General features: G+C 62.0%; 24 protein-coding genes and 2 pseudogenes. 18 read left to right on the top strand and 8 right to left on the bottom strand.

The features are described from left to right. Window positions 1-94: 94 nt before the first annotated feature. Both U9R80_RS26385 and U9R80_RS26380 read right to left on the bottom strand, forming a co-directional pair. A complete protein-coding gene (locus U9R80_RS26385; protein WP_301838791.1) occupies window positions 95-340 on the bottom strand; it encodes a TIGR02647 family protein in 246 nt (81 codons plus the stop codon). An 84-nt stretch (window positions 341-424) separates the two neighbouring features. After that, entirely contained in the window at window positions 425-709 is a 285-nt protein-coding gene (locus tag U9R80_RS26380; RefSeq protein WP_028942405.1) for a hypothetical protein, read from the bottom strand. Window positions 710-856: 147 nt separating this feature from the next. On the opposite strand from U9R80_RS26380, the gene U9R80_RS26375 reads away from it, so the two are divergent. Beyond that, a complete protein-coding gene (locus U9R80_RS26375; RefSeq protein WP_301838789.1) occupies window positions 857-1,519 on the top strand; it encodes a glutathione S-transferase family protein in 663 nt (220 codons plus the stop codon). Between the two features lie 54 nt (window positions 1,520-1,573). Here the strand turns inward: U9R80_RS26375 and argH are convergent, their stop codons facing one another. Beyond that, window positions 1,574-2,968, bottom strand: a complete 1,395-nt coding sequence (argH, locus tag U9R80_RS26370) for an argininosuccinate lyase (protein WP_301838788.1) — start codon at window positions 2,966-2,968, stop codon at window positions 1,574-1,576. Window positions 2,969-3,183: 215 nt separating this feature from the next. Here argH and U9R80_RS26365 point away from each other — a divergent pair. The 8 genes and pseudogenes from U9R80_RS26365 to rsd form a co-directional block, all read left to right on the top strand. Then, window positions 3,184-3,291 (top strand): annotated as a pseudogene (locus tag U9R80_RS26365) (sensor histidine kinase); the annotation flags it as partial. Continuing rightward, window positions 3,288-4,034 (top strand): LytR/AlgR family response regulator transcription factor, encoded by a 747-nt coding sequence (locus tag U9R80_RS26360; RefSeq protein WP_301838787.1) that lies wholly within the window; start codon window positions 3,288-3,290, stop codon window positions 4,032-4,034. The pseudogene U9R80_RS26365 and the gene U9R80_RS26360, both read left to right, overlap by 4 nt. A gap of 109 nt (window positions 4,035-4,143) precedes the next feature. Next, the gene (gene hemC / locus U9R80_RS26355) at window positions 4,144-5,085 is read left to right on the top strand and encodes a hydroxymethylbilane synthase (protein WP_301838786.1); all 942 of its coding nucleotides are present in this window, start codon (window positions 4,144-4,146) and stop codon (window positions 5,083-5,085) included. After that, on the top strand, window positions 5,082-5,849 hold the full coding sequence (locus U9R80_RS26350) for a uroporphyrinogen-III synthase (RefSeq protein WP_301838785.1): 768 nt from the start codon (window positions 5,082-5,084) through the stop codon (window positions 5,847-5,849). Before hemC ends, U9R80_RS26350 begins: the two co-directional genes overlap by 4 nt. Before the next feature lie 45 nt (window positions 5,850-5,894). Further along, the gene (locus tag U9R80_RS26345; protein ID WP_301838784.1) at window positions 5,895-6,989 is read left to right on the top strand and encodes a uroporphyrinogen-III C-methyltransferase; all 1,095 of its coding nucleotides are present in this window, start codon (window positions 5,895-5,897) and stop codon (window positions 6,987-6,989) included. After that, window positions 6,986-8,224, top strand: a complete 1,239-nt coding sequence (locus U9R80_RS26340; RefSeq protein WP_301838782.1) for a heme biosynthesis HemY N-terminal domain-containing protein — start codon at window positions 6,986-6,988, stop codon at window positions 8,222-8,224. The genes U9R80_RS26345 and U9R80_RS26340 overlap by 4 nt, the downstream gene beginning before the upstream one ends. A gap of 216 nt (window positions 8,225-8,440) precedes the next feature. Continuing rightward, window positions 8,441-8,950, top strand: a complete 510-nt coding sequence (locus U9R80_RS26335) for a disulfide bond formation protein B (RefSeq protein WP_301838781.1) — start codon at window positions 8,441-8,443, stop codon at window positions 8,948-8,950. Window positions 8,951-9,175: 225 nt separating this feature from the next. Continuing rightward, on the top strand, window positions 9,176-9,646 hold the full coding sequence (gene rsd / locus U9R80_RS26330) for a sigma D regulator (RefSeq protein WP_301838778.1): 471 nt from the start codon (window positions 9,176-9,178) through the stop codon (window positions 9,644-9,646). 16 nt (window positions 9,647-9,662) lie between these two features. On the opposite strand, the gene U9R80_RS26325 is transcribed toward rsd, so the two are convergent. After that, window positions 9,663-10,328, bottom strand: a complete 666-nt coding sequence (locus U9R80_RS26325) for an FKBP-type peptidyl-prolyl cis-trans isomerase (protein ID WP_442964926.1) — start codon at window positions 10,326-10,328, stop codon at window positions 9,663-9,665. 226 nt (window positions 10,329-10,554) lie between these two features. On the opposite strand from U9R80_RS26325, the gene U9R80_RS26320 reads away from it, so the two are divergent. Next, window positions 10,555-11,640 (top strand): AlgP family protein, encoded by a 1,086-nt coding sequence (locus U9R80_RS26320; protein WP_301838776.1) that lies wholly within the window; start codon window positions 10,555-10,557, stop codon window positions 11,638-11,640. Here U9R80_RS26320 and U9R80_RS26315 read toward each other — a convergent pair. Further along, the gene (locus tag U9R80_RS26315) at window positions 11,616-12,098 is read right to left on the bottom strand and encodes a TIGR02444 family protein (RefSeq protein ID WP_301838775.1); all 483 of its coding nucleotides are present in this window, start codon (window positions 12,096-12,098) and stop codon (window positions 11,616-11,618) included. The genes U9R80_RS26320 and U9R80_RS26315 overlap by 25 nt on opposite strands. Window positions 12,099-12,148: 50 nt before the next feature. Between U9R80_RS26315 and U9R80_RS26310 the strand changes: the two genes are divergently transcribed. From U9R80_RS26310 to U9R80_RS26290, 5 genes are all read left to right on the top strand, one after another. Continuing rightward, the gene (locus tag U9R80_RS26310; protein ID WP_301838774.1) at window positions 12,149-14,059 is read left to right on the top strand and encodes an ATP-binding cassette domain-containing protein; all 1,911 of its coding nucleotides are present in this window, start codon (window positions 12,149-12,151) and stop codon (window positions 14,057-14,059) included. Continuing rightward, the gene (locus tag U9R80_RS26305; RefSeq protein WP_274116832.1) at window positions 14,059-14,646 is read left to right on the top strand and encodes a mechanosensitive ion channel family protein; all 588 of its coding nucleotides are present in this window, start codon (window positions 14,059-14,061) and stop codon (window positions 14,644-14,646) included. The genes U9R80_RS26310 and U9R80_RS26305 overlap by 1 nt, the downstream gene beginning before the upstream one ends. Window positions 14,647-14,729: 83 nt before the next feature. Continuing rightward, window positions 14,730-15,362: a LysE family transporter gene (locus U9R80_RS26300; RefSeq protein ID WP_301838770.1), complete on the top strand. Its 633-nt coding sequence runs from the start codon at window positions 14,730-14,732 to the stop codon at window positions 15,360-15,362. A 144-nt stretch (window positions 15,363-15,506) separates the two neighbouring features. After that, window positions 15,507-17,405, top strand: coding sequence for a cytochrome c/FTR1 family iron permease (locus U9R80_RS26295; protein WP_301838768.1), 1,899 nt, complete (start codon window positions 15,507-15,509; stop codon window positions 17,403-17,405). A 60-nt stretch (window positions 17,406-17,465) separates the two neighbouring features. Then, on the top strand, window positions 17,466-17,951 hold the full coding sequence (locus tag U9R80_RS26290) for a YaiI/YqxD family protein (protein WP_301838767.1): 486 nt from the start codon (window positions 17,466-17,468) through the stop codon (window positions 17,949-17,951). A gap of 3 nt (window positions 17,952-17,954) precedes the next feature. On the opposite strand, the gene elbB is transcribed toward U9R80_RS26290, so the two are convergent. Beyond that, window positions 17,955-18,620 carry an isoprenoid biosynthesis glyoxalase ElbB gene (gene elbB / locus U9R80_RS26285; protein WP_301838764.1) on the bottom strand — a complete coding sequence of 222 codons (666 nt, stop codon included), beginning with the start codon at window positions 18,618-18,620 and terminating at the stop codon, window positions 17,955-17,957. Between the two features lie 113 nt (window positions 18,621-18,733). Here elbB and U9R80_RS26280 point away from each other — a divergent pair. Next, window positions 18,734-19,312, top strand: a pseudogene (locus U9R80_RS26280) (sterol desaturase family protein); the annotation flags it as partial. 549 nt (window positions 19,313-19,861) lie between these two features. Here the strand turns inward: U9R80_RS26280 and U9R80_RS26275 are convergent. Further along, complete coding sequence (locus tag U9R80_RS26275; protein WP_301838763.1) at window positions 19,862-20,506, bottom strand: DedA family protein; 645 nt, start codon at window positions 20,504-20,506, stop codon at window positions 19,862-19,864. 207 nt (window positions 20,507-20,713) lie between these two features. Between U9R80_RS26275 and hemB the strand changes: the two genes are divergently transcribed. Further along, entirely contained in the window at window positions 20,714-21,724 is a 1,011-nt protein-coding gene (gene hemB, locus U9R80_RS26270; RefSeq protein WP_028942384.1) for a porphobilinogen synthase, read from the top strand. A 19-nt stretch (window positions 21,725-21,743) separates the two neighbouring features. Further along, entirely contained in the window at window positions 21,744-23,978 is a 2,235-nt protein-coding gene (gene ppk1, locus U9R80_RS26265) for a polyphosphate kinase 1 (protein ID WP_301838761.1), read from the top strand. Here ppk1 and ppx read toward each other — a convergent pair. Beyond that, on the bottom strand, window positions 23,965-25,467 hold the full coding sequence (gene ppx / locus U9R80_RS26260; RefSeq protein WP_301839175.1) for an exopolyphosphatase: 1,503 nt from the start codon (window positions 25,465-25,467) through the stop codon (window positions 23,965-23,967). The two genes, ppk1 and ppx, sit on opposite strands and share 14 nt — an antisense overlap. Between the last annotated feature and the right edge of the window lie 241 nt (window positions 25,468-25,708).

Below are 25,708 nucleotides of genomic sequence, written 5' to 3'. Positions count from 1 at the left end.
GGGGTTTTTGACGCCATTTTATTAGCGCCAGACGCATCGCGGGGCAAGCCAGCTCCTACCGGTAGGAGCGGGCTTGCCCCGCGATTTGCGAATTTCAGGCTGGCTGGGCGACGTTCAGGATGGTCAGCAATTGCTGCGCGTGCTCCGCCGCATCATGCCCCAGGCTGGTCAGGTAGCCGCCATCGGGCTGGTCGGTCAGTTGTTTGTCGTACAGGCGCTGGGCTGCAGCGATGAGCTCTTTGGAGGCAGTGTTATGGACCTTGATTCCTTCCTGGCTGCTATCCAGGTTGAACAGGGCAAGGACTTCAAGCTCGGCAATCAGATCGGGGGTAAACGACATAGAGACTCCGACTTCCAGACAAGGAGGGCAGCACCGTCGCCGGTGCCTGGCTTTGCAGTGTAGTCAGGGAAATCCGCTTTTGCTTCAGTCCTTTTCCGGCGGTAGTTCGGGCAGGGCGCGCAGGGCGGTTTCGTACCATTCGGTATTGAACGCACGGTCTTCATCCAGCATGGCGTCGATTTCGATCGCCAGGACGTGGGCCATGAGGTTGAGAATGTCGTCACGTTCGTAGCCGACCAGGGTCAGCTTGTTGAAGGTGGCCTTGGCCGCAGGCGGGTTGTCACTTTCGATCTGGTTTTCGATTGCCTGGATCAGGGTCGACTCGGCGAATTCTTCTTCATCGTTGTCGATTTCGTTGTGCTCGCTCATGGGCGGACTCCTCGGGATGGATGCTCAGTTTGCCACGGCGTTATCGGCAATGCCTGGCTATCGACAAACGCCATGATGCTGGTCAGTACCTCTGGCGGGGGCTATAACTGCCCCGCCAACCCCCTTTACGGCCTGGAGGCTGTTTTCATGCTCAAGCTTCATGGATTCGCAGTCAGCAACTACTACAACATGGTCAAACTGGCGCTGCTGGAAAAGGGCGTCCCGTTTGAAGAGGTGCTGTTTTTTGGCGGCCAGAGCCCTCAAGCGCTGAAAGTCAGCCCGCGTGGCAAGGTGCCGGTGCTTGAAACCGAGCATGGCTTTCTCAGCGAAACCAACCTGATCCTTGAGTACATCGAGCAGACCCAGGCTGGCAAACCCCTGTTGCCGACAGACCCGTTCGCCCAGGCCAAGGTGCGTGAGCTGGCCAAGCACATCGAGCTGTATATCGAACTGCCGGCCCGTGCCTGCTATCCCGAGGCCTTCTTCGGCGCCAAGGTCGACCCTGCGATCAAGGACAAGGCCAAGACCGAACTGCTGGCCGGTGTCGAAACCCTCAAGCGCAATGGCAAGTTCTCGCCCTACGTTGCCGGCAACGAATTGACGATTGCCGACATGAAGTTCTGCTTCAGCCTTGATCTGGCCAGTGCGGTGGGCAGGGAAGTGTTCGACATGGACCTGCTGGCGGACTTCCCCGAGGCCAAGGTGTTGCTCAAGCAGCTGAAGCAAAACCCGAACGTGGAAAAAATCACGGCAGACAAGGAAGCGCAGATGCCTGCATTCCTGGAGATGATACGCAGCGGCAAGCGCTGACGGCTGATGCAACAGGCTCGCGGCAGGACGCCGACGAGCCTGGGGCATGAGGGCTTAGCGGCTGGCCAGCAGGGCCTGGCCGCGCACCACGGCTGCACGTACCTGGGCAGGTGCGGTACCGCCGATATGGTTGCGTGCGTTGACCGAGCCTTCGAGGGTCAGCACGGCAAACACGTCCTGCTCGATCTGGTCGCTGAACTGGCGCAGTTCGTCCAGGCTCATCTCGGCCAGGTCCTTGCCGGTGTCGACACCGTACTTGACCGCGTGACCGACGATTTCGTGGCAATCACGGAACGGCAGACCGCGGCGCACCAGGTAGTCGGCAAGGTCGGTGGCGGTGGAGAAACCACGCAGCGCCGCTTCGCGCATGACGGCATGACGCGGCTTGATCGCCGGGATCATGTCGGCAAAGGCGCGCAACGAGTCGCGCAGGGTGTCGGCAGCGTCGAACAGCGGCTCTTTGTCTTCCTGGTTGTCCTTGTTGTAGGCCAGGGGCTGGCCTTTCATCAGGGTCAGCAGGCCGGTCAGGGCGCCGAACACACGGCCGGTCTTGCCACGTACCAGCTCCGGGACGTCCGGGTTCTTTTTCTGCGGCATGATCGAGCTGCCGGTGCAGAAGCGATCAGGCAGGTCGATGAACTGGAACTGGGCGCTGGTCCACAGCACCAGCTCTTCGGAGAAGCGCGACAGGTGCATCATCGCAACGCTGGCCGCGGCGCAGAATTCGATGGCGAAATCGCGGTCGGAAACGCCGTCCAGCGAGTTGCCGCCCACCGCCTCAAAGCCCAGCAGCTGGCAGGTCAGTTCACGGTCGATCGGGTAGGTGGTGCCCGCCAGTGCGGCGCTGCCCAGGGGCATGCGGTTGGTGCGCTTGCGGCAGTCGACCAGGCGCTCGTAGTCGCGGCTGAGCATCTCGAACCAGGCCAGCAGATGGTGGCCGAAGGTTACCGGTTGAGCGGTTTGCAGGTGGGTGAAGCCGGGCATGATGGTGTCGGCTTCACGCTCGGCCTGCTCCAGCAAGCCCTGCTGCAGGCGAGTGATTTCGGCCAGGATCAGGTCGATCTCGTCACGCAGCCACAGGCGGATGTCGGTGGCGACCTGGTCGTTGCGGCTGCGACCGGTGTGCAGCTTTTTACCGGTGATGCCGATGCGATCGGTCAGGCGTGCTTCGATGTTCATGTGCACGTCTTCAAGGTCGACGCGCCAGTCGAAGGCGCCGGCCTCGATTTCGCCCTGGATGGTTTTCAGGCCATCGATGATGGTGTCGCGCTCGGCGTCAGTGAGCACACCGACTTTCGCCAGCATGGTGGCGTGGGCGATCGAGCCCATGATGTCGTGGCGGTACAGGCGCTGGTCGAAATTGACGGAGGCGGTGAAGCGGGCGACGAAGGCGTCGACAGGCTCACAGAAGCGGCCGCCCCAGGACTGGTTGGTCTTGTCGGTGCTCATGGATTCACTCGTTGAAGGCGTGAACGGAAAAGTGGTGCCGATAATAGCAGGGTTGGCACCCGCACCGCAGGACGGCGGTCGGGGCAAATACGGGTTAATGCGGGTTTATGTCACAGGGGAGGCGGGTAACAGGATATTTAACGATTGAACGGCAGCGTTCCGGCAACCGTCTACAGTTGGACAGAGGCCCGGCATGTTTCCTGCCGCGCCAGTGAATCTTTAGCCATCGTGCGAGTCTGAGCGTGGATCGCCGTGACGGTCGTCACCTCACCTGTCTACGCTATCCTTGTGCGAGACTCACGCAGGAATCCAGCGCTATATGAATGTCCTGATCGTTGATGACGAACCCCAAGCCCGGGAACGCTTGAGCCGACTGCTCGGTGAACTGGAGGGCTATACCGTGCTGGAGCCCAGCGCCACCAATGGCGAAGAGGCCCTGGCCCTGATTGACAGCCTCAAGCCCGAGGTGGTCTTGCTGGACATCCGCATGCCGGGCCTTGATGGCCTTCAGGTCGCCGCTCGCCTATGTGAGCGCGAAGCCCCGCCTGCCGTGGTGTTCTGCACCAGTGACGATGAATTCACCGTGCATTCGTTCAAGGACAGCACCTTGGGCTATGTGTTGAAACCGGTGCAGCCGGACAACCTGCGCGAAGCCTTGAAAAAGGCCGAGCGCCCGAGTCGGGTACAGCTGGCGGCGCTGACTCGCCCTGCTGCCGAAAGCGGCAGCGGTCCGCGCAGTCATATCAGTGCCCGGACCCGCAAGGGCATCGAGCTGATTCCCCTGGACCAGGTGATCTATTTCATCGCTGACCACAAGTACGTGACCCTGCGTCATGAAGGTGGCGAAGTCCTGTTGGATGAGCCGCTCAAGGCGCTGGAAGACGAGTTTGGCGAACGATTCGTACGTATTCACCGCAATGCCCTGGTTGCCCGCAGTCGCATCGAGCGCCTGCAGCGTACGCCCCTTGGGCATTTTCAGTTGTTTCTCAAGGGCCTCAATGGCGACGCCCTGATTGTCAGCCGCCGCCATGTGGCGGGCGTGCGCAAGATGATGCAGCAGCTTTGACATTGCTGCGTGCGGCCAGGGATGGCCGGCTACTCTCGTGATTTAGATCTGCAAGCGGGTTGGGCTGAACTGTTATCATCGGGCGAATCTATCTCGTACGGATCGTTCCATGTCCACTCGCGAAATCCGCATTGCCACCCGCAAAAGTGCCTTGGCCCTGTGGCAGGCCGAATATGTCAAATCCCGTCTGGAGCAGGCGCATCCCGGTCTGATCGTGACCTTGGTGCCGATGGTCAGTCGTGGCGACAAGCTGCTGGACTCGCCGCTGTCGAAAATCGGCGGCAAAGGCTTGTTCGTCAAGGAACTGGAAACCGCACTGCTGGATAACCAGGCCGACATTGCCGTGCACTCGATGAAAGATGTGCCGATGGACTTCCCGCAAGGCCTGGGCCTGTACTGCATCTGCGAGCGTGAAGACCCGCGTGACGCCTTCGTTTCCAATACTTTCAAGAGCCTCGACGACTTGCCCGCCGGCAGCGTGGTCGGCACCTCCAGCCTGCGCCGTCAGGCCCAGCTGCTGACTCGCCGCCCGGACCTTGAGATCCGCTTCCTGCGCGGCAACGTCAACACCCGCCTGGCCAAGCTTGACGCCGGCGAATATGACGCGATCATCCTCGCGGCCGCTGGCCTCATTCGCCTTGGCTTTGAAGATCGCATTACTTCCGGCATCAGCGTTGACGACAGCCTGCCCGCCGGTGGCCAGGGTGCCGTGGGTATCGAATGCCGCAGCGCCGACACCGAGATCCACGCGCTGCTGGCGCCGCTGCACCACCAGGACACCGCTGACCGCGTGGTTGCCGAGCGCGCGCTGAACAAGCACCTCAATGGCGGCTGTCAGGTACCGATTGCCTGTTATGCCGTGCTCGAAGGCGATCAATTGTGGCTGCGTGGCCTGGTAGGCGAACCCAGCGGCGGCAAGCTGCTGACGGCCCAGGCGCGTGCATCGCGATCCGATGCAGAGGCCTTGGGTGTCCAGGTCGCTGAAGACCTGCTCAAGCAAGGTGCCGAAGACATTCTCAAGGCAGTGTATGGCGAGGCCGGCCACCCGTGAGCACCTGGCGCCTGCTTCTGACCCGGCCGGCCGAAGAATGCACTGCGCTGGCACAGACACTCGCTGAACAAGGTGTGGCCAGCAGCAGCCTGCCGTTGCTCGACATCGAGCCGCTGCCCCTGGATGACCTCCAGCTCGACACGCTGCGCCATCTTGATCGGTATGCCGCGATCATCGTGGTCAGCAAGCCGGCGGCCCGCCTCGGACTGGCCGCGCTCTCGCCGTTTTGGCCGCAACTGCCGGCCCAGGCCTGGTTCACGGTGGGGGCTGCGTCTGCACAGATTCTGCAGGACCATGGTTGCCAGGTCAGTTATCCCCAGGCGGGTGACGACAGCGAGGCACTGCTCATGCTGCCGGCGCTGCACCAGGCCATTGCCTGCCCGGCACCGCGAGTGTTGATCATGCGGGGCGAAGGGGGGCGTGAATTGCTCGCAGAGCGTCTCGCTGAACTAGGTGCTAGTGTCGAATATCTGCAACTCTATCGCCGTTTCCTGCCGGTTTACCCGAGCAATGCGCTGTCTGCGCGTGTTTGCGGGGAACGCCTGAATGGCCTGGTGGTCAGCAGTGGGCAGGGTCTTGAACACTTGCAACAGCTGGCTGCAGGCGACTGGCCGCAGTTGGCGCTGTTGCCGCTGTTCGTGCCCAGCCCTCGTGTGGCCGCGCAGGCCCGCGATGCCGGGGCACAGAATGTAGTGGATTGTCGCGGTGCCAGCGCCGCGGCTTTGTTGGCAGCGCTGCAGCAAACACCTGCACCTGCCCCCTGAGGCGCTAAGCTGATTGGCGACGAGCCCAATGCAAAGGATGGATACGTGAGCGAAACTGTCTTGCCCAACGATGACCTGCAATCGACGCCCGAGGCGTCTGAACCCACCGCCGCCACGCCGGGCAAACGCTCGGGCAACGGCTTGGCGATCCTGGCCTTACTGCTCGGTGCAGCGGGTGTTGCTGTAGGAGGGTGGGGCGTTTGGCAGGTGCGCCAGCTTCAGGGCACCGAACAGGGGCAGGGTCAGTATCTGCAAAGCCTGGCTGAGAAGACTCAGGCGCTGCAGTTGCGTGAGCAACAGATCTCGACGCAGCTTGCCAGCCTGCCTGCGGCCACCGAACTTGAAGACCGCCGCCGCCTGGTGGCGCAACTGCAGGGTGACCAGCAGCGGCTGAGCCAGCGCCTGGAGACCATCCTGGGTGCCAGCCGCAAGGACTGGCGCCTGGCTGAAGCCGAGCACTTGCTGCGTCTGGCCAGCCTGCGTTTGTCGGCCTTGCAGGACATCGTCAGCGCCCGTGCGCTGGTCCAGGGCGCCGATGACATCCTGCGTGAGCAGAGCGACCCGGGTGCCTTTGCCGCCCGAGAGCAACTGGCCAAGAGCCTGGCCACCCTCAACAGTGTTCAGCAGCCGGATCGCACCGGGCTGTTCCTCAAGCTCGCCGCCCAGCGTGAGCAAGTCCAGCAACTCAGCGCCGTGTCCCCGGAATTCGAAAGCAATGCCGATGCCCTGGGCGCCTTGACCGCCGACGGTGATGGCGCCAGTCGCTGGTCACAATGGTGGGCGGAGCTATCGAAGTACTTCCAGGTCGATTTCAATGCCGACGACAACATTCGTCCGCTGCTTGCCGGGCAGTCGCTCAACCAGCTGCGCCTGGCCCTTAGCCTGACCATCGAGCAGGCCCAGTGGGCAGCGCTCAACGGCGAGGCCAAGGTCTACACCCAGGCCCTGGATGATGCACGCAGCGTGTTGCTGGCCAACTTCAACCCGGACAACCCGCAAAGCAAGGCCATGCTCGACAGCCTCAACGCCCTGGCCGAAGAGCCGGTCTCGGTGGTGGTGCCAGACCTGGCCGACAGCCTCAGTGCGGTTCAGGCCTACCTGGAGCGTCGACACCTGCCGGCCGAGGAGGCCAAGCCATGAAGCGCGTGTACCTGTTGATGGTGGTGGCCATTGCGGCCGCTGCCGCACTCGGGGTCGCGATCGCCAAGCACAGCGGCTACGTGCTGATTTCCTATGGCAGTTTTCGCTATCAGTCTGGCCTGTGGGCCGCGCTGGCGGCGCTGGCGGCAATCCTGCTGCTGGTATTGCTGGTGCGCTACCTGGTTGGCCTGGTGTTGACCTCCAGCGGTGTGGTCAACCCCTGGTCGCGGCGCAACCGCAGCCGTCGCACGCGGCTGGCCATAGAGCAGGGTCAGCTGGACCTTGCCGAAGGGCGTTGGTCCAGCGCCCAGCGTCACCTCCATCGTGCTGCCGAAGCCGAGCGTCAACCGCTGTTGTACTACCTAGGCGCGGCGCGGGCTGCCAATGAACTGGGGCGTACCGAAGACCGCGACAAACTGCTTGAACGCGCACTGGAGCGCCAGCCAGAAGCAGAACTGGCTATCGCACTGAGCCATGCGCAAATGCAGATGGATAACGGCGAAAGCGAAGCAGCGCTGGAAACCTTGCAGGCGATGCAGGAGCGCCATCCGCATAACGCCCAAGTGTTGCGACTCCTGCAGCGGTTGTACCGCGAGCGGGGTGACTGGTCGGCGCTCATCCGCTTGTTGCCGGAGCTGCGCAAGGGGAAAGTGCTTCCGACTTCCGAGCTGGAAGAACTGGAACGGCGCTCCTGGGGGGAAAACCTCTCCCTTGCCGCCAGTCGTGAAGGGGAAGAGCAAAGTGCGCGTCAGTCCCTGGAGCGTGCCTGGCAGCAGCTGACGGCCGCCCAGCGCCAGGAGCCGCAACTGGTGCTGGCCTATGCCGAGCAACTGCGCCAGCTGGGCGCGGAAAGCGAGGCTGAAGAGGCGCTGCGCACGGCACTCAAGCGTCAGTATGAAAGCCACCTTGCCCGACTCTACGGCCTGGTGCGCGGCGCCGACCTGGCGCGCCAGCTGCAGGCGGCCGAGGGGTGGCTCAAGCAACATGGCGATGACCCCAGCTTGTTGCTCACGTTGGGCCGGTTGAGCCTGCAGAACCGCCTGTGGGGCAAGGCTCGCGACTATCTGGAAAGCAGTTTGCGGCTGCAGCGCAATCCCGAGGCGTGTGCCGAACTGGCCCGTTTGCTGGCCGGGTTGGGCGATACGGATCGAAGCAATCAGTTGTTCCAGGAAGGCCTGGGCCTGCTCGATGACCGCTTGCTGGCATTGCCATTGCCAGACACGGTACGTGCTTGAGTAACCCTTGGGCTCGCGCCAAGCCGCGAGCCCAAGCCGTTGTCGAAATATCCTACATGCGCATCAGTTTTTTCTTTGAATGGTCAAAGAAAACTCATATCTAACATGGGATTATTCCCTTACTAATCAGTGATTTGTCTCAGTTGTAGTAGCTTGAAACAAGGCACGAACTTCCTCTACCGTTGACGCCTGTCTCTCTACTCCTCCGGATCTCTCATGCCGTCGGCCTTCTCGCGCTCAATGTTCCTTCTGGCCTTTGTGGTCTCGGTGCTGATGCTGGCGGCTGCGTTTTACCTCGAGTGGGAAGTGGGGTTGGAACCTTGCCCCTTGTGCCACAGCCAACGGTTGTTCCTGGGGGCGTTCTCGCTGGTAAGCGTGTGTGCGGTGCTGCATAGCCCTGGGTACCTGGGGGCGCGAATCTACGCGGTGCTGGCGCTGCTATGCGCTACCTGCGGCGCCCTCCTCGCCGCGCGGCATGTGTGGCTCCAAGGCGTGTCGTGGCCCGTGGCTGTCGACTGCCCGCCTGCCGTCGACAGCATGCCGCTGGCCCATCAGTTCAAGTTGATGTTGATCGGTAGCCCTGACTGCGTGCGGTTGAACTGGAGTTTTCTTGATTTGACGATTCCCGAGTGGAGCCTGTTGGCATTTGTCCTCTTGGCAGTGTTGGCTTTAACACGTCTGTTTGGGGGGAGGGCTGCGTTGTTCCATCGTCCGGCGAAAATCTGAGGCGATCACTTCCCTCTGCAAACGACCGGCGGCAGGTCAAGGCAGGATTAAACACTTGTATGAACTTTGTCGCCTGCGTACCTTGAAGCCTAGGGCGCACGGGAATAATCTCCCTGCACGCATACCGAAAAAACAGCTGCTCGATGCTGCCCTGCTGAAGTCACCTTTGCTTTGCACACTTGCGAGCGAGGAGCGGGGGCATTACCCAGAAGGGAAGAGATCGCCATGCTAGATAGTTGTCAGAATGCTCAGGAACGCTGGGGTGGGGTTCATAAGCTCATTGACCGCTGGTTGGATGAGCGTGCAGAGCTGGTGACAGCCTTTCGTGAGTTACGCGATGCCAAGCCGGCCTTCGCCGACAAGGACAAGAGTCGCGACTTTTGTGCCGTGCTGATCGACTATGTATCGGCCTGGCATTTTGAAGTCAGCGAGCAGTTGGTCAGCGAAGCCAAGGCTTTTGGTGATACGCGAGGCCTGGAGCTGGCCACGCAGATCAGCCCGCGGATTGATGCGACCACTGAGATTGCCTCTGCCTTCAACGATCATTGCGATAAAGGCGACTGCAACGACCCAGAGCGCTTCGCAAAGAAGCTCAACGAATTGGGTAGCTTGTTGCACGAGCGCTTCGAGCTTGAAGACTGCCTGATCGAAGTGTTGCACAACGCACATAGTGAAGAAGCTGCCGTTCAGGCTTGATGGGTGTGCCGACGACTTATTCGGCGACACCCAGCAATTCGATCTCGAACACCAATGGCGTATAGGGCGCAATCAGGTCGCCCGCGCCTTCGGCACCGTAGGCCAGGGCTGAAGGCATCACCAGGCGCCATTTCGACCCCGTCGCCATCTCTGGCAATGCCAGTTGCCATCCCTCGATCACACTGTCCAGGTTGAACCACTGCGCTTGCTGGTTCTGATCGAAGACTGTTCCGTCTGGCAACTTGCCGACATAGCGGACCTGGACTTTTCCCTGCGCTGAAGGTTTGGCACCAGTACCTTTGACCTGTTCGATCACCAGAATACCTGCGGCTAATTCGCGCACGCCTGCGCGTGCTCGCTCTGTGGCCATGAAGCGTTTTTCCGCAGTCAGCAACTGTTCGTTGTGTGCCTGTAACGCAGCTTGGTTGGCCTGGGTTTCATGTTCGCCGAGTATTGCCGTCATACGTTCTTTACTCAGGGCCAGCGGCTTGTTCTGGTATGCCTGTCGCAGCCCTTCCAGCAGGGCTTCCAATTGCAGGTTGGGAACTTCGGTGCGCAGTCGCTCACCCAGGCTGGCGCCCAGGCTGTAGGCCAGGTCGTGGTCACTTTCAGGGGTGTCCGCAGGCGCTGCCATGAGCGACGCCGGCAATAGAAAAAGAGCAAATACTAGATAACGCGACACTGGCTCACTCCTGCTTCAGCGGAAATAAAGTATGCCAGCCTTCACTCGCTACTTCGTGTAAATATCAGCAACACTTTGTGCAGCATCTACACTTGTTTCCAGCTGCAGCGATAACAACTTTGCCCAGGCATGCAACGCGGCGCCTTTAATACTGTCAACATGCCCTAGCGGCGGTAGCAGCAGAAGCATAGTATGAGCCGCACTCTCGTCAGCCAGGAGGTAAACCATGTCGGCCAATAAGAAGCCAGTAAGTACGCCGTTGCACCTGCTCCAGCAACTCTCGGGCAGCCTGCTCGATCATTTGGAAAATGCCTGCTCGCAAGCGCTGGCTGATGCTGAAAAACTGCTCGCCAAGTTGGAAAAACAACGTGGCAAGGCCCAAGAGAAACTGCACAAATCGCGCCTCAAACTGCAGGACGCTGCCAAGTCTGGAAAAGCCAAGGCGCAAGGCAAGGCCAAGTCTGCAGTCGGTGAACTCGAAACGCTGCTCGACTCGCTCAAGGAGCGTCAGTCGCAGACACGCACCTACATTCTGCAACTCAAGCGTGATGCCCAGGAAAGCCTGAAACTGGCCCAGGGTGTTGGCAAGGTCAAGGAAGCGGCTGCCAAGGCGCTGACCTTGCGTGCGGCAAAACCTGCACCTGTCGCTGCTGCCAAGCCAGCCGCCAAGCCAGCCGCCAAGCCTGCAGCCAAAGCCGCCGCCAAACCTGCAGCTAAAGCTGTAGCGGCCAAACCAGCAGCCAAACCTGCTGCCAAAGCCGTAGTGGCAAAACCAGCGGCGAAACCTGCAGCCAAGCCTGCTGCTAAAACAGCTGCTGCAAAACCTGCGGCCAAGCCAGCGACCAGAACGGCTGCTGCAAAACCTGCCGCTAAACCTGCCGCGGCAAAAGCGCCTGCCAAGCCTGCTGCTAGAACCGCCGCTGCCAAACCCGCTGCTAAGCCCGCAGCCAAACCTGCAACTGCCAAGGCACCGGCCAAACCTGCCGCCAAGCCTGCTGCAGCAAAAGCACCTGCCAAGCCAGCAGCCAAACCCGCCGCCAAGGCGCCGGCAAAACCCGCGGCCAAGCCTGCTGCGGCAAAGGTACCTGCCAAGCCAGCAGCCAAGCCTGCTGCTGCCAAAGCACCGGCCAAGCCTGCAGCCAAACCTGCCGCCAAGCCAGCAGCGCATCCCGTAGCCGCCAAGCCTGCAACCCCTGCCGCGCCCGCTGCCCCAGCCGCAACGCCAGCCGCGACTACTGCACCGGCAACTACGCCGTCGACTGCAACCGCAACGTCGGTAACGACTCCTCAGACGCCGTCTTCGGCATCCTGAGTGGTCAGCATCACGGCGCGCAGCCTTTGCAGCGCGTCGTGATGCAAGCGGGTGCCTGATGGCAGCGCCCATTGCAGCCAATCCGCATCAGGTTCACTACCTGTTTCCCAGCCTTCGCTGACCGCCTCCAGGCGCTCCAGCAACACGCGCTCTGCCGCCAGCTCCAACCCCTTCACTTGCTCACGCAAGCTCGCCAGTTTTTCATCGTGTGCCGACGCCGTTCGCCATTGCTGACGCAGACTGCGCAGCGGCTTTACCACCTCTGTCTGCCAGGATCGAGCCAGTGCGTGTAATGCGCGGGCACGCTGCTCGTTCGGAACCTTGCCGCGCTCGTGAAGCCAGGCAGCACACAGCAGCAAGCACACATCTCCGCCCTGGTCCTGCCATTGCAGGCAGGCCGCTTCGACGCCTGGGCGGGCGTACAGATTCAAGGCAAAATTCCACAGGTCGGTGTGCATGGTCCTACTCGCGCCAGTTGCCGACGAAGCTGGTAGACTCCGCGGCCATTATGATCAGACTATCGAACCTCACTTTACAGCGTGGTCCCCAGCGCCTGCTAGAAGGCGCCGAGATGACCCTGCACGCCGGTCAGAAGGCCGGCTTGATCGGTGCCAACGGCGCCGGTAAATCCAGCCTGTTCGCCTTGCTGCGCGGTGAGCTGACGCCCGATTCGGGCGACTGCCAACTGCCCGCCGACTGGCGTATCGCGCACATGCGCCAGGAGGTCGATACCCTCGATCGCCTGGCCGTTGATTATGTGCTTGATGGCGATGCTCGCCTGCGCAAGGTTCAGGCCGATCTGGCAGCGGCCGAGGCGGCCCACGACGGCACGGCCCTGGCACGCCTGCATATCGAACTCGACAGCGCCGATGGCTATACCGCCGATGCCCGTGCGCGCAAATTGTTGGCCGGCCTGGGCTTCACCAACGAGCAGATGGATCGCCGCGTAGGGGACTTCTCCGGTGGCTGGCGGATGCGCCTCAACCTGGCCCAGGCACTGATGTGCCCCTCCGACTTGCTGTTGCTCGACGAACCCACCAACCACCTGGACCTCGATGCCATCCTGTGGCTGGAAGACTGGCTCAAGGGTTATCCGGGCACGCTGTTGCTGATCTCCCACGATCGCGATTTTCTCGATGCGGTGGTCGACCATGTAGCGCATGTCGAGCAGTGCAAGCTGACGCTGTACCGCGGTGGCTACTCCGCCTTCGAGCGCACCCGTGCCGAACGTCTGGCCCAGCAGCAACAGGCTTACGAGAAGCAGCAGGCCCAGCGCGCGCACATGGAAAAGTACATCGCCCGCTTCAAGGCCCAGGCCACCAAGGCACGTCAGGCCCAGAGCCGGATCAAGGCTTTGGAGCGCATGGAGGAGCTGTCGGCGGCGCATGTCGATTCGCCATTCGACTTCACGTTCCGCGAGTCGGAGAAAATCTCCAGCCCCTTGCTCGACCTGTCCGAAGGCCGCCTGGGCTATGGCGACAAGACCATTCTGGAGAAGGTCAAGCTGCAGCTCACCCCGGGTGCGCGCATTGGCCTGCTGGGTCCCAACGGCGCTGGCAAGTCGACCCTGATCAAGAACCTCGCCGGTGAGCTGGAGCCGCTAGGCGGGCGCCTGGTGCGCGGAGAAAACCTGTCGGTAGGTTACTTCGCCCAGCACCAGCTCGACTCGCTGGACAACAAGGCCAGCCCCTTGCTGCACCTGCAACGTCTGGCCCCGACCGAACGTGAGCAAACCTTGCGCGACTTCCTCGGCGGCTTCGACTTCCGTGGCGCACGCATCGATGAGCCGGTGCTGAATTTCTCTGGCGGTGAAAAAGCCCGCCTGGCGTTGGCACTGATCGCCTGGGAGCGGCCGAACCTGCTGCTGCTCGACGAACCCACCAACCACCTGGACCTGGAAATGCGCCTGGCGCTGACCATGGCCCTGCAAGAATTCAGTGGTGCCGTGTTGGTCGTCTCTCACGACCGTCATTTGCTCAAGAGCACCACCGACGATTTCCTGTTGGTCGCCGACGGCAAGGTCGAGACGTTTGACGGTGATCTGGATGACTACACCCGTTGGCTGGTCGAGTACCGTCAACGAAACGCGCCTGTCAGCACAGCGCCAGTCAATGCCGACAAGACCGACAAGAAGGCCCAGCGCCAGGCCGCCGCAGCCCTGCGTCAGCAGTTGGCCCCGCACAAACGGGAAGCCGACAAGCTTGAGCGAGAGCTGGGGACGTTGCATGAGCAACTGGCAAAGATTGACGCCAGCCTGGGCGACAGCGCCCTGTACGAAGCCGCACGCAAGGACGAGCTGCGCGATCTGCTGGCTCAACAGGCCAAGCTGAAAGTGCGCGAAGCTGAACTGGAAGAAGCCTGGATGGCGGCCCTTGAGCAGCTAGAGACCATGCAGGCGGAGCTGGAGGCGTTGTCTTGATGGCGTCGTTGCAACTGCCAGTGCCGCCGGAGTGGATTGCACCGTTCTGGCTGGGTTTGCAGATTCTGTTGATCCTCTGCGCGGCCTTTGTGCTGCAGCGCCTGGTCGGGCGATGCCTCAAGCGCCTGGGTGAGCGCTACCCCTTGCCGCCGGAGCTGATGATGCCGGTACGCGGTGGCCTGCGCTGGCTGATCATGGGCAGCGCGCTGGTGTTCGTGCTGGAGCGCCTCGGGGTTTCCGCCACGGTGCTGTGGACGGCGTTGTCCGGCTTCGTTGCCGTAGCGGCCGTCGCTTTCTTTGCCATGTGGAGCGTGTTGTCCAATCTGCTCTGCGCGGTACTGATCTTCACCGTCGGGCCGTTTCGTATCGGTGATGTGGTCGAGCTGGTCGAGACCATCGACAAGCCCGGCGTGAAGGGCCGGGTGGTGGCAATCAACTTGCTGTTCACCACCTTGATCGAGATGCCGGAAGCCGGTGGCGCGCTGGTTCAAGTACCCAATAGCCAGTTCTTCCAGAAGTCGGTCCGACGCTGGCGTGGCGCCGAGGTTGTGCCGCTGGTGGGCGACGACAAGCTGATCGGAAAATGATCGACGGTTGAAAATAATCGTGGTTATTTTTTCGCCAGCGCACTAGCTTAGAGTTTTGTAACAATTCAAGGCTGAGGTGCGCGATGTCGTTGGAAACATGGTTGGCATTTTTTGCCGCTTGCTGGGTGATCAGTCTGTCGCCGGGCGCCGGGGCCATTGCCTCGATGTCGTGCGGCCTGCAGTACGGTTTCTGGCGCGGCTACTGGAACGCTCTGGGCCTGCAGTTGGGCCTGGTGCTACAGATTGCGATCATTGCGGCGGGCGTCGGTGCCATCCTTGCGGCATCAGCCACCGCGTTCCAGGTGATCAAGTGGTTCGGTGTTGCGTACCTGGTGTACCTGGCGGTCAAGCAATGGCGCGCATTGCCTGCTGACATCAGCGACGAATCCGCCGTTCGCCCCATCGGCAACCCCCTGGCCTTGGTGTTTCGCGGCTTTCTGGTCAACGTCAGTAACCCCAAGGCGCTGATCTTCATGCTGGCGGTGCTGCCGCAGTTCATCAACCCGCACGCACCGTTGCTGCCGCAGTACCTGATCATTACCGCGACTATGGTGACCGTGGACCTGTTGGTCATGGCTGGCTACACCGGGCTGGCCTCGCGGGTGCTGCGTTTGCTGCGTACACCCAAGCAGCAGCGGCGGATGAACCGGACCTTTGCCGGCCTGTTCCTGGGCGCGGCAACCTTGTTGGCGACGATTCGACGCGCGCCGGTTTAAGATCCTTCCGACATAAAAAGGCGACCTCAGGGTCGCCTTTTTTTGTCGCAGATTAAATTGTCACTAAATTTTGCTGGATTCCTTGAGCGATCGTCATTGGAAGTGAACAATGCAATACCTCGTATTGTTATTTGAGATTGCCTGATGATTTCCCGTTCCCGCTTGTTTGCCTGGCTGCTCTGGCCGGTGCTGGCGCTGAGCAGCTCGATGGTGTGGGCCGACACCGTCGATGACGCCGCCAAGGCGTTGCACCTGCTCGATTACATTGGTGCCGACTATCCGGCGACCGTGGCGGCCGGCAAGGTGGTGGACGACGGGGAATACCGCGAGCAGCTGGAGTTCACCGACGTACTGCAAAATGTCATCAACGGTTTGCCGGAACGCGCCGAGCGCCAGGCGCTGGAGCAGGGCGTGGCCAGCCTGCGCCAGGCCATCAGTCAGCGCCAGGACGGTGCCAGTGTCGCCCGCCAGGCTCGCCAGCTCGGCGCACAACTGGCCGTGGCGTATGAGGTCAGCCAGGCACCGGTCATCACCCCCGATCCTGCCCGTGGGGCGCCCCTTTATGCCCAGCACTGTTCGGTCTGCCATGGCGACAGCGGCGCTGGCGACGGCCCGGCGGGCCTTGGCCTGAGCCCGCCGCCCGCCAATCTGCGCAGCAGCGATCGCCTTGACCGCCTCAGCCTGTATGACCTGTACAACACTTTGGGGCAGGGCATCGAAGGCACCGACATGCCGTCGTTCGCCGACCAGCTCGACGAGCGCCAACGCTGGGACCTGGCGACCTATGTCGCCAGCTTCACCGCTGACCCGGCGCAGGCCAAAAGTGACACCGCCTACAACCTTGCCGACCTGGCCCGCAAGACGCCTCTGGAAATCGAAGCGTCCCAGGGGGCCGAGTCCGCAGCTGTGTTCCGCGCCCAGCGTGCCCAGCCGCCGCAGGTCCAGCGTGGCCCGGCGCAGTTGCTCGACTACACCGCCAGCACCCTCGACAAGAGCCTGGCGGCTTATCAGGCCGGTGACCATGAGCAGGCCTATGACCTGTCGGTGGCGGCCTACCTGGAAGGCTTCGAGCTGGTTGAAAGCTCGCTGGATAACGTCGACGCCAATGTCCGCAAGGACACCGAAAAGTCGCTGATGGCCTATCGACAATCCTTGCAGGACGGCCTGCCGCTCGAGCAAGTCGCCCAGCGCCTGGACGCGGCCAAGGCCAAGCTCAAGGAGGCTGCAGGCCTGTTGGGCGGCGATGGCCTGAGCTGGTCGCTGAGCTATATCTCCGGTTTGTTGATCCTGCTGCGTGAAGGCCTGGAGGCGATCCTGGTGCTGGCGGCGATCCTGGCCTTTCTGCGCAACACCGGCCAACAGTCCGCGGTGCGCAGCGTCAACGTCGGCTGGGGGCTGGCGCTGTTGGCCGGCCTCGGGACGTGGGCCCTGGCGGCCTATGTGATCGATGTCAGCGGTGCGCAGCGCGAGTTGCTCGAAGGCTGCACGGCACTGTTCGCCAGTGTCATGGTGCTGTGGCTCGGGGTGTGGATGCATGACCGTCGGCACGCGGCGGCCTGGCAGGACTACATCAAGAGCAGCCTGCTCAGTGGCGGCGGTCGCTTCGGCTTTGCCGTCCTGGCGTTTTTCTCGGTGTACCGCGAGCTGTTCGAGGTGATCCTGTTCTACGAAACCCTCTGGTTGCAGGCCGGGCCCGCAGGGCACAACGCGGTGCTGGCCGGGGGCGCGACGGCACTGGTGTTGTTGGTGGGCTTGGCCTGGGTAATCCTGCGCGGCTCGGCGAAGCTGCCGCTGGCACTGTTCTTCAGTATCAACGCGGCCTTGCTCTGCGCGCTTTCGGTGGTGTTCGCCGGGCACGGGGTCAAGGCGCTGCAAGAGGCCGGGGTGTTCGGCACCCGTCCGGTGGCGTTCTTCGAGTTCGATTGGCTGGGCATCCACGCCGATGCGTATTCGTTGGCGGCGCAAGTGGTTGCCTTGCTGGCAATTGCCATTCTCTACGGGCGCAGCCGCCTGGCCGAGAAGCGTCGCCTGCCGGCGGGTTGATTTGAAGCCAGACGGGTGAGCGGGGATACTGTTCACCCGTTTTTGTTGGAATGTTCTGTCATGCGTGTGTGGATCGATGCCGATGCCTGCCCCAAGGCGGCCAAGGATCAGGTCGTCAAGTTCGCCCTCAAGCGCCAGCTGGAGGTGGTGTTGGTGGCTGGTCAGAGCCAGATCAAGCCCGCGTTTGCCTGCGTCAGGCTGATCGTGGTGCCCAGTGGGCCAGATGCGGCTGACGACTATCTGGTCGAGCATGCCGTACCAGGTGAGCTGGTGATCTGCAGCGATGTACCGCTGGCCGATCGCCTGGTCAAGAAGGGCGTTGCCTGCCTCGATCCGCGCGGTCGCGAATTCGATGAGCGCAACATGGGAGAGCGGTTGGCGGTGCGCAACCTGTTCACCGACCTGCGCGAGCAGGGGCAGGTCGGTGGCGGTCAGGCGCCCTATGGCGATCGCGAGAAGCAGGCGTTTGCCAATTCGCTGGATCGCATCCTGACGCGACTGGCGTCATCGCGGGGCAAGCCCGCTCCTGCAGGCACCCCGCGTTAAGCCTCAGTCGTTCTCGTGGGTCAGCTCCAGCACCCGGTCAACCAGCTTGTAAATGCCGCCAGCCGCTTCGCTGATGCTCTTGGCTAGCATGTAGGCCGGGGTGCTGACCAGTTTGCGCTGGGTATCTTCGACGATGTCATGCACATTGCATTCTTCATGGGTGCCACCCATCTTGACGATGGCAGCGCTGGTGTCGGCATCGCTGCCGATGGTGCAGACCACGCCCGGGCCATAGATCTTCGCGGCCAGCGCCGGCGAGATGCAGATCAGTCCGACCGGTTTGCCGGCTTCGGCAAAGGCCTCGGCCAGGGCCAGCACGTCCGGGTTGACGGTGCAGCCGCTGCCTTCGACGGCAAAGTTGGACAGGTTTTTCGCCGCGCCGAAGCCGCCCGGCACGATCAGGGCGTCGAAGTCCTTGGCGTCGGCTTCGCGCAGGTCCTTGATGTCGCCGCGGGCGATACGCGCCGACTCCACCAGCACGTTACGCGCTTCGGGCATTTCTTCGCCGGTCAGGTGGTTGATCACGTGCATCTGCGCACTGTTGGGCGCAAAGCACTGCACCTTGGCGCCGCGCTGGTCGAGGCGCAGCAGGGTGATCACGCTTTCGTGGATTTCGGCGCCGTCATAGACACCACAGCCGGAAAGAATCACTGCAACTTTTTTGGTCATGCTCACTACTCCCGAGTCGAGGCGCTAAATGTCCTCTAAATTGGCAGATGTCGCCATAGGGTCTGGGGCATTCCGGGCCTAATCTTGTGTAATAGCCTGGAGATGGATGACCCATGGATCTGATCCTGTTGGCGGTACCGTTTTTCTTTGTCCTGATTGTGGTCGAGTTGCTCGCCGATCGCCTGCGCGGGATGCGCACTTATCGCCTGGCCGACGCGATCAATAGCCTCAGCACCGGGGTGCTGTCGACTACCACGGGGCTGCTGACCAAAGGGGTAGGGTTGGTCACCTACGCACTGGCCTGGGAGCACCTGGCGCTGTTTTCGCTGCCGGGGGATGCGCTGTGGGTCTGGGTGCTGGCCTTTGTGCTGTATGACCTGTGCTACTACTGGCTGCACCGCTTCGGGCACGAGCGCAACATTCTGTGGGCTGCGCATTCGGTGCATCACCAGAGCGAGGACTACAACCTGTCCACCGCCCTGCGTCAGACCAGCAGTGGCTTCTTGTTGTCGTGGATTTTTTACCTGCCGCTGGCGGTCGTGGGCGTGCCACCGCTGGTGTTCATCACCGTCGCGGCGCTGAACCTGCTGTACCAGTTCTGGGTACACACCCGGCACATTCCCAAGTTGGGTTGGTTCGAGTGGCTGTTCATCACGCCGTCCAATCATCGCGTCCACCATGCGCAGAATCCTTTGTATTTGGATCGCAACTACGGCGGAGTGTTCATTGTGTGGGACCGCCTGTTTGGCACCTTTCAGGAGGAAGACGACAACGAGCCGGTCATTTTCGGTGTCACTACGCCCCTGGCCAGCTGGAATCCGCTGTGGGCGAACCTGCAGTTCTATGCCCAGTTGTGGCACGACGCCCGTCATGCCGAGCGCTGGTGGGACAAGCTGCGGATCTGGTTCATGCCCACCGGCTGGCGGCCGGAGGACGTGGCGCGGCGCTTCCCGCAGGCCAAACAGGACCTGAGCCGTTTTCGTAAATTCGAGGTGCCGCTGGGGTGGCCGCAGCAGTTGTATGTGACGCTGCAGTTCGCGGTGTATGTGGGCTTGGGCAGCTACCTGATGGAGCATGCCGACAGGCTTTCGGTGGCAGCCCTGGTGCTGGGGTGGGGGGTGATGGCGTTCGGGTTGTTCGTGTTCGGCACGGCGCTGGAGAACCGGCCTTGGGCGTTCCGGCTGGAGCTGGCGCGGTTGGGGTTGAACATCCCGGCCATGATGCTGGCCGGGATCACCGGCTTATGGCCGGTCACTGCCCTGGTCTGGGCCGGGTTGCTTGTCTACAGCCTGATCAGCTTGCTCGGTTTGTACGGCAGCCGCTTCCTTGCGGGCAACGCGCGCGGCACGGAACCGGCGACGCAGCCACAGGCAGCCGCCGAGGGCCAGCAGGCCGCCGAGCACCCATAGCTCGTACTTCTTAACGTTACCCAGCATGCCTTCGAGGATGGCGCCAAAGTGGTAGGCGGCGGCGCCAAGGGCCAGGGCCCAGACAGCCGCGCCGATGCCGTTCAGCAACAGATAGCGGCGCGGTGGGTAGCCGGACAGGCCAATGGCCACCGGCATCACGGTACGCAAGCCGTACACAAAGCGGAAACTCAACACCCAGATATCCGGGTGGCGGCGGATGTGCTCCAGCGCCCGGTCACCCATCAACTGCCAGCGCGGTTTACGTGCCAGCAGCTTGCGCCCATGCTTGCGCCCCATGAAGTACCAGAGCTGGTCCCCGGCATAGCTGCCGAAGAAGGCCACCAGGACCACCATGTTGATATCCATGTATCCGCGGAACGCAAGGAAGCCTGCGAGAACCAGGATGGTCTCACCTTCGAAAAACGTGCCGAGAAAAAGGGCAAAGTAGCCAAAATCCTGCAGGAATTGTTGGAGCATTTTCTGGGTGCTGGCGAAATGAACGCGCAGCCTAACCCTTCGTGGCCGTTGGGGAAAGTATCCAAATGTGTCTCGACGTTAACATTTCCTACAAGGACAATGACTGCGTCCCCAAGTCGCAGGGTTGTCCCAGGCTGTCATTCAAGCGTCATAATGGCCGCTTATAACTGTCGCGCTCGCCCGCCTGCGCGGGCTCAGGAGTCTGCCGTGAGCTTTACCCCCGCTAACCGTTTGTTTCCTGCCACTCGTCTGCGTCGCAACCGCCGTGACGATTTTTCCCGTCGCCTGGTTCGCGAAAACGTACTGACCGTCGATGACCTGATCCTTCCGGTATTTGTCCTGGATGGCGAGAACCGCCGCGAAGAAGTTGCCTCGATGCCGGGTGTCGAGCGTCTGAGCATCGACCTGCTGCTGGAAGCTGCGCAAGAGTGGGTGAACCTGGGTATTCCGGCCCTGGCACTGTTCCCGGTCACGCCTACCGAGAAGAAGTCGCTGGACGGCGCCGAAGCCTGGAACCCGGATGGTATCGCTCAGCGCGCCACCCGCGCCCTGCGTGAGCGTTTCCCCGAGCTGGGTGTGATCACCGACGTCGCCCTCGACCCGTTCACCACCCATGGCCAGGACGGTATCCTCGACGAGGAAGGCTACGTACAGAACGACATTACCGTCGATGCCCTGGTGCGTCAGGCGCTGTCTCACGCTGAAGCCGGCGCTCAGGTTGTAGCGCCGTCGGACATGATGGATGGCCGCATCCAGGCCATCCGTGAAGCCCTGGAGCTGGCCGGTCACGTCAACGTGCGTATCATGGCCTACTCGGCCAAGTACGCCAGTGCCTATTACGGCCCGTTCCGCGATGCGGTCGGCTCGGCCCTGAACCTTGGCAAGGCCAACAAGGCCTCCTACCAGATGGACCCGGCCAACAGCAACGAAGCCCTGCATGAAGTGGCCGCAGACCTGGCCGAGGGCGCCGATATGGTCATGGTCAAGCCAGGGATGCCCTACCTGGACATCCTTTATCGGGTCAAAGATGAATTCAAGGTCCCGACCTTTGTCTATCAGGTCAGTGGCGAGTACGCCATGCACATGGCCGCGATCCAGAACGGCTGGCTCAGTGAAGGGGTGATCCTTGAATCCCTCACGGCCTTCAAACGGGCAGGAGCTGATGGCATCCTGACCTATTTCGCTGTTCGCGCTGCTCAATTGATGAGAGGGCAGTAACGCCCTTCAGGAACGCCACATGAATAACGAAGTACTGAGTGATGTCGACATGAAGCAAGCCCAGCCCGTGCCCGAGCAACTGCTCGAAACCCCGCCTGAGCCTGCTGCGTTGCCTGTGGCCGAGGTCGAGGCGCCCGCGCCTGCGCCGGCACCCGCGGCGCCGGCCATCGCTATCCCTGGCCTGGATGACAGCAGCCTGTACATTCACCGCGAGCTGTCCCAGCTGCAGTTCAACATCCGTGTGCTGGAGCAGGCGCTGGATGAGAACTATCCCTTGCTGGAGCGGTTGAAGTTTCTGCTGATCTTTTCCAGCAACCTGGATGAGTTCTTCGAGATTCGTGTGGCGGGCCTGAAGAAGCAGATCACCTTCGCCCGTGAACAGGCCGGGGCCGATGGCCTGCAACCGCACCAGGCCCTGGCGCGGATCAGCGAGGTGGTGCACAGCGAAGTGGATCGCCAATACGCGATCCTCAACGACGTGCTGTTGCCGGAGCTGGAAAAGCACCAGATCCGCTTTATCCGCCGCCGTCACTGGAACACCAAGATCAAGACCTGGGTGCGGCGCTTCTTCCGTGACGAGATCGCGCCGATCATTACCCCGATTGGCCTGGACCCGACGCACCCGTTCCCGTTGCTGGTGAACAAGAGCCTGAACTTCATCGTCGAGCTTGAGGGTGTGGACGCCTTTGGCCGCGATTCGGGCCTGGCGATCATCCCGGCGCCGCGCTTGCTTCCGCGGGTGATCAAGGTTCCGGAAGACGTGGGCGGCACTGGCGACAACTATGTGTTCCTGTCGTCGATGATCCACGCGCACGCCGATGACCTGTTCCAGGGCATGAAGGTCAAGGGGTGCTATCAGTTCCGCCTGACCCGTAACGCCGACCTGGCGCTGGACTCCGAGGATGTCGAGGACCTGGCCCGGGCCCTGCGTGGCGAACTGTTCTCGCGCCGTTATGGCGATGCAGTGCGCCTGGAAGTGGCCGACACCTGCCCCAAACACCTCTCGGACTACCTGCTCAAGCAGTTCAGCCTGAGTGAAAGCGAGCTGTACCAGGTCAACGGCCCGGTCAACCTGACCCGGTTGTTCAGCATCACCGGCCTGGACAGTCACCCCGAGCTGCAATACACCCCGTTCACACCAGCTATCCCCAAGCTGTTGCAGAACGCCGAGAATATTTTCAGCGTGGTCGGCAAGCAGGACATCCTGCTCATGCACCCCTTCGAGTCGTTCACCCCGGTGGTCGATCTGCTGCGCCAGGCCGCCAAGGACCCGCACGTCCTGGCGGTGCGCCAGACCCTGTACCGCAGCGGTGCCAACTCGGAGATCGTCGACGCGCTGGTCGACGCAGCGCGTAACGGCAAGGAGGTCACCGCGGTGATCGAGTTGCGTGCGCGTTTCGACGAAGAGTCCAACCTGCAACTGGCCAGCCGCCTGCAGGCTGCGGGTGCGGTGGTGATCTACGGTGTGGTGGGCTTCAAGACCCACGCCAAGATGATGCTGATCCTGCGTCGCGAAGCCGGCGAGATCGTTCGCTATGCGCACCTGGGGACGGGCAACTACCACGCCGGCAACGCCCGCCTGTACACCGACTACAGCCTGCTGACCTCCGACGACGCCTTGTGCGAAGACGTGGGCAAACTGTTCAGCCAGTTGATCGGCATGGGCAAGACGCTGCGCATGAAGAAACTCCTGCACGCGCCGTTCACCCTGAAGAAGGGCATGCTCGACATGATCGCGCGGGAAACCCAGTTTGCCCTCGACGGCAAGCCTGCGCACATCATTGCCAAGTTCAACTCGCTGACCGATCCGAAGATCATCCGCGCCTTGTACAAGGCCAGTCAGTCAGGCGTGCGTATCGACCTGGTGGTGCGCGGCATGTGCTGCCTGCGTCCGGGCATTGCCGGGGTATCGCACAACATCCATGTGCGCTCGATCATCGGCCGTTTCCTGGAGCACACCCGGGTGTTCTACTTCCTCAACGGTGGCGAGGAACAGATGTTCCTGTCGAGCGCCGACTGGATGGAGCGCAACCTCGACAAGCGCGTCGAGACCTGCTTCCCGGTGGAGGGCAAGAAGTTGATCCTGCGGGTGAAAAAGGAACTGGAAGGGTACCTGACCGACAACACTCACGCCTGGATCCTGCAGCCGGACGGTCGCTACGTACGCAGCACACCGACCGGCAACCAGAACCCGCGCAGTGCCCAGGCGACCTTGCTGGAACGCCTGAGCAATCCGGTCCTCAGCGTACGCTGAGGACGAAGCCGACCCGGGTCAGCCATTCAGCCTCCAGGCCGAAGTCGGCCTGGGTCAGCTGGTTCTGCTCAAGCCAGCCAGCCGGGAATTCGACGTCCAGGCTTTCACCGGCGGCGTGCAGCGTCACCGTCGGCATCTGCTGGGTGCCGCGGATGTGGTGGAAGAGAATCGCAAAGCGCAGCAGCACGCACAGGCGTATCAGCTTGACGCCTTCATCACCGAACTCGGCGAACTTGTCCTTGGGGATATTGCGACGGTGGCCGCGCACCAGCAGCGCGAGCATCTGCTGGTCTTCCCGGGAGAAACCGGCCAGGTCCGAGTGCTCGATCAGGTAGGCACCGTGCTTGTGGTAATGGTAGTGGGCGATATCCAGGCCCACTTCATGCACCTTGGCGGCCCAGCCCAGCAGTTCACGCCAGATCCCGTCCTCCAGGTCCCAGGCCTTGGCGACCTGGTCGAAGGCGTGCAGGGCCTTGCGCTCGACCCGGGCAGCTTGGCCCTGGTCGACGTGGTAGCGCTCCATCAGCGAGCTCAGCGTGCGTTCGCGCACGTCTTCATGGTGATGGCGGCCTAGCAGGTCGTAGAGCACGCCTTCGCGCAGGGCGCCGTCGCAGTGGTCCATGCGCTGCAGTTCCAGGGCGTCGAAAATCGCTTCCATGATGGCCAGGCCCGCGGGGAAGATCGCCCGGCGGTCCGGCTTGACGCCCTCGAAGTCGATCTTGTCGGTTTCACCCAGCTTGAACAGCTTGCGCTTGAGCCAGGCCAGGCCTTCGGCGTTGACTTCGCCATTGCCCATGCCGCCGGACTTGAGCGCCAGGCCGATGGCGCGGATGGTGCCGGAAGAGCCGATGGCCTCGTCCCAGGTCAGGCGGTGCAGGGCATTCTCGATGCTCATCAGCTCCAGGCGTGCTGCGGTGTAGGCCTGGGCGTAGCGTGCCGGGGTGATCTTGCCGTCGCGGAAATAGCGCTGGGTGTAGCTGACGCAGCCCATCTGCAGGCTTTCGCGCAGCAGCGGCTCGAAGCGCTGGCCAATGATGAATTCGGTACTGCCGCCGCCGATGTCGGCGACCAGGCGTTTGCCGGGGGTGTCGGCCAGGGTGTGGGACACGCCCAGGTAGATCAGGCGGGCTTCTTCGCGCCCGGAGATGACTTCCACCGGGTGCCCCAGGATCGCTTCGGCGCGGCGGATGAATTCGCCGCGGTTGCGCGCTTCGCGCAGGGCGTTGGTGCCGACGATTCGCACCGCGCCGTCAGGCATGCCGCTGATCAATTGAGAGAAACGCTTGAGACAGTCCAAGCCGCGCTGCATGGACTCTTCGTTGAGCTGGCGCTCTTCGTTTATACCGGCGGCCAGCTGAACCTTTTCGCCGAGGCGCTCGAGGATGCGGATCTCGGTATGGTGGGCCTTGGCGACCACCATGTGGAAACTGTTGGAGCCCAGGTCTATAGCAGCGATCAAGGACAGATTCTTGGCTGTGGTTTGCGGCATGGTCATGGGGTCTCGGTCGATAACCCGGCAATCCTGCCACGATCCACGGCTGACGCCAACGCGCAGCGTATCAAGGCTTGATATGGGGCAGGTGGAACAGGAAATATGACCTTCCTGTGACAGGGTCGATATGAACCGTCATGCACAACTATAGTTACACTCAATCGTCCGCGACTTCCTGTCCGTCGCCGGTGCGGCTATGATGGGCCACGTTTTTTTTGCTTACGACCTTGGAGACTTC

The organism is Pseudomonas sp. JQ170C (assembly GCF_035581345.1).
Classification (GTDB): Bacteria; Pseudomonadota; Gammaproteobacteria; order Pseudomonadales; family Pseudomonadaceae; genus Aquipseudomonas.
Note: the sequence above shows the minus strand (reverse complement) of the source record. Positions and strands in the feature narration are given on the sequence as shown.

Bases quoted from the DNA above. Each gene is read 5' to 3' on its own strand.
- U9R80_RS26315 (WP_301838775.1), bottom strand. From the start codon at position 12,098: ATGCACACCGACCTGTGGAATTTTGCCTTGAATCTGTACGCCCGCCCA.
- U9R80_RS26305 (WP_274116832.1), top strand. From the start codon at position 14,059: ATGGCGTCGTTGCAACTGCCAGTGCCGCCGGAGTGGATTGCACCGTTC.
- rsd (WP_301838778.1), top strand. From the start codon at position 9,176: ATGCTAGATAGTTGTCAGAATGCTCAGGAACGCTGGGGTGGGGTTCAT.
- U9R80_RS26295 (WP_301838768.1), top strand. From the start codon at position 15,507: ATGATTTCCCGTTCCCGCTTGTTTGCCTGGCTGCTCTGGCCGGTGCTG.
- U9R80_RS26340 (WP_301838782.1), top strand. From the start codon at position 6,986: ATGAAGCGCGTGTACCTGTTGATGGTGGTGGCCATTGCGGCCGCTGCC.
- argH (WP_301838788.1), bottom strand. From the start codon at position 2,968: ATGAGCACCGACAAGACCAACCAGTCCTGGGGCGGCCGCTTCTGTGAG.
- U9R80_RS26290 (WP_301838767.1), top strand. From the start codon at position 17,466: ATGCGTGTGTGGATCGATGCCGATGCCTGCCCCAAGGCGGCCAAGGAT.
- elbB (WP_301838764.1), bottom strand. From the start codon at position 18,620: ATGACCAAAAAAGTTGCAGTGATTCTTTCCGGCTGTGGTGTCTATGAC.
- U9R80_RS26275 (WP_301838763.1), bottom strand. From the start codon at position 20,506: ATGCTCCAACAATTCCTGCAGGATTTTGGCTACTTTGCCCTTTTTCTC.
- U9R80_RS26360 (WP_301838787.1), top strand. From the start codon at position 3,288: ATGAATGTCCTGATCGTTGATGACGAACCCCAAGCCCGGGAACGCTTG.
- U9R80_RS26335 (WP_301838781.1), top strand. From the start codon at position 8,441: ATGCCGTCGGCCTTCTCGCGCTCAATGTTCCTTCTGGCCTTTGTGGTC.
- hemC (WP_301838786.1), top strand. From the start codon at position 4,144: ATGTCCACTCGCGAAATCCGCATTGCCACCCGCAAAAGTGCCTTGGCC.
- U9R80_RS26385 (WP_301838791.1), bottom strand. From the start codon at position 340: ATGTCGTTTACCCCCGATCTGATTGCCGAGCTTGAAGTCCTTGCCCTG.
- U9R80_RS26375 (WP_301838789.1), top strand. From the start codon at position 857: ATGCTCAAGCTTCATGGATTCGCAGTCAGCAACTACTACAACATGGTC.
- U9R80_RS26310 (WP_301838774.1), top strand. From the start codon at position 12,149: ATGATCAGACTATCGAACCTCACTTTACAGCGTGGTCCCCAGCGCCTG.
- U9R80_RS26380 (WP_028942405.1), bottom strand. From the start codon at position 709: ATGAGCGAGCACAACGAAATCGACAACGATGAAGAAGAATTCGCCGAG.
- ppx (WP_301839175.1), bottom strand. From the start codon at position 25,467: ATGCCGCAAACCACAGCCAAGAATCTGTCCTTGATCGCTGCTATAGAC.
- U9R80_RS26320 (WP_301838776.1), top strand. From the start codon at position 10,555: ATGTCGGCCAATAAGAAGCCAGTAAGTACGCCGTTGCACCTGCTCCAG.
- U9R80_RS26300 (WP_301838770.1), top strand. From the start codon at position 14,730: ATGTCGTTGGAAACATGGTTGGCATTTTTTGCCGCTTGCTGGGTGATC.
- ppk1 (WP_301838761.1), top strand. From the start codon at position 21,744: ATGAATAACGAAGTACTGAGTGATGTCGACATGAAGCAAGCCCAGCCC.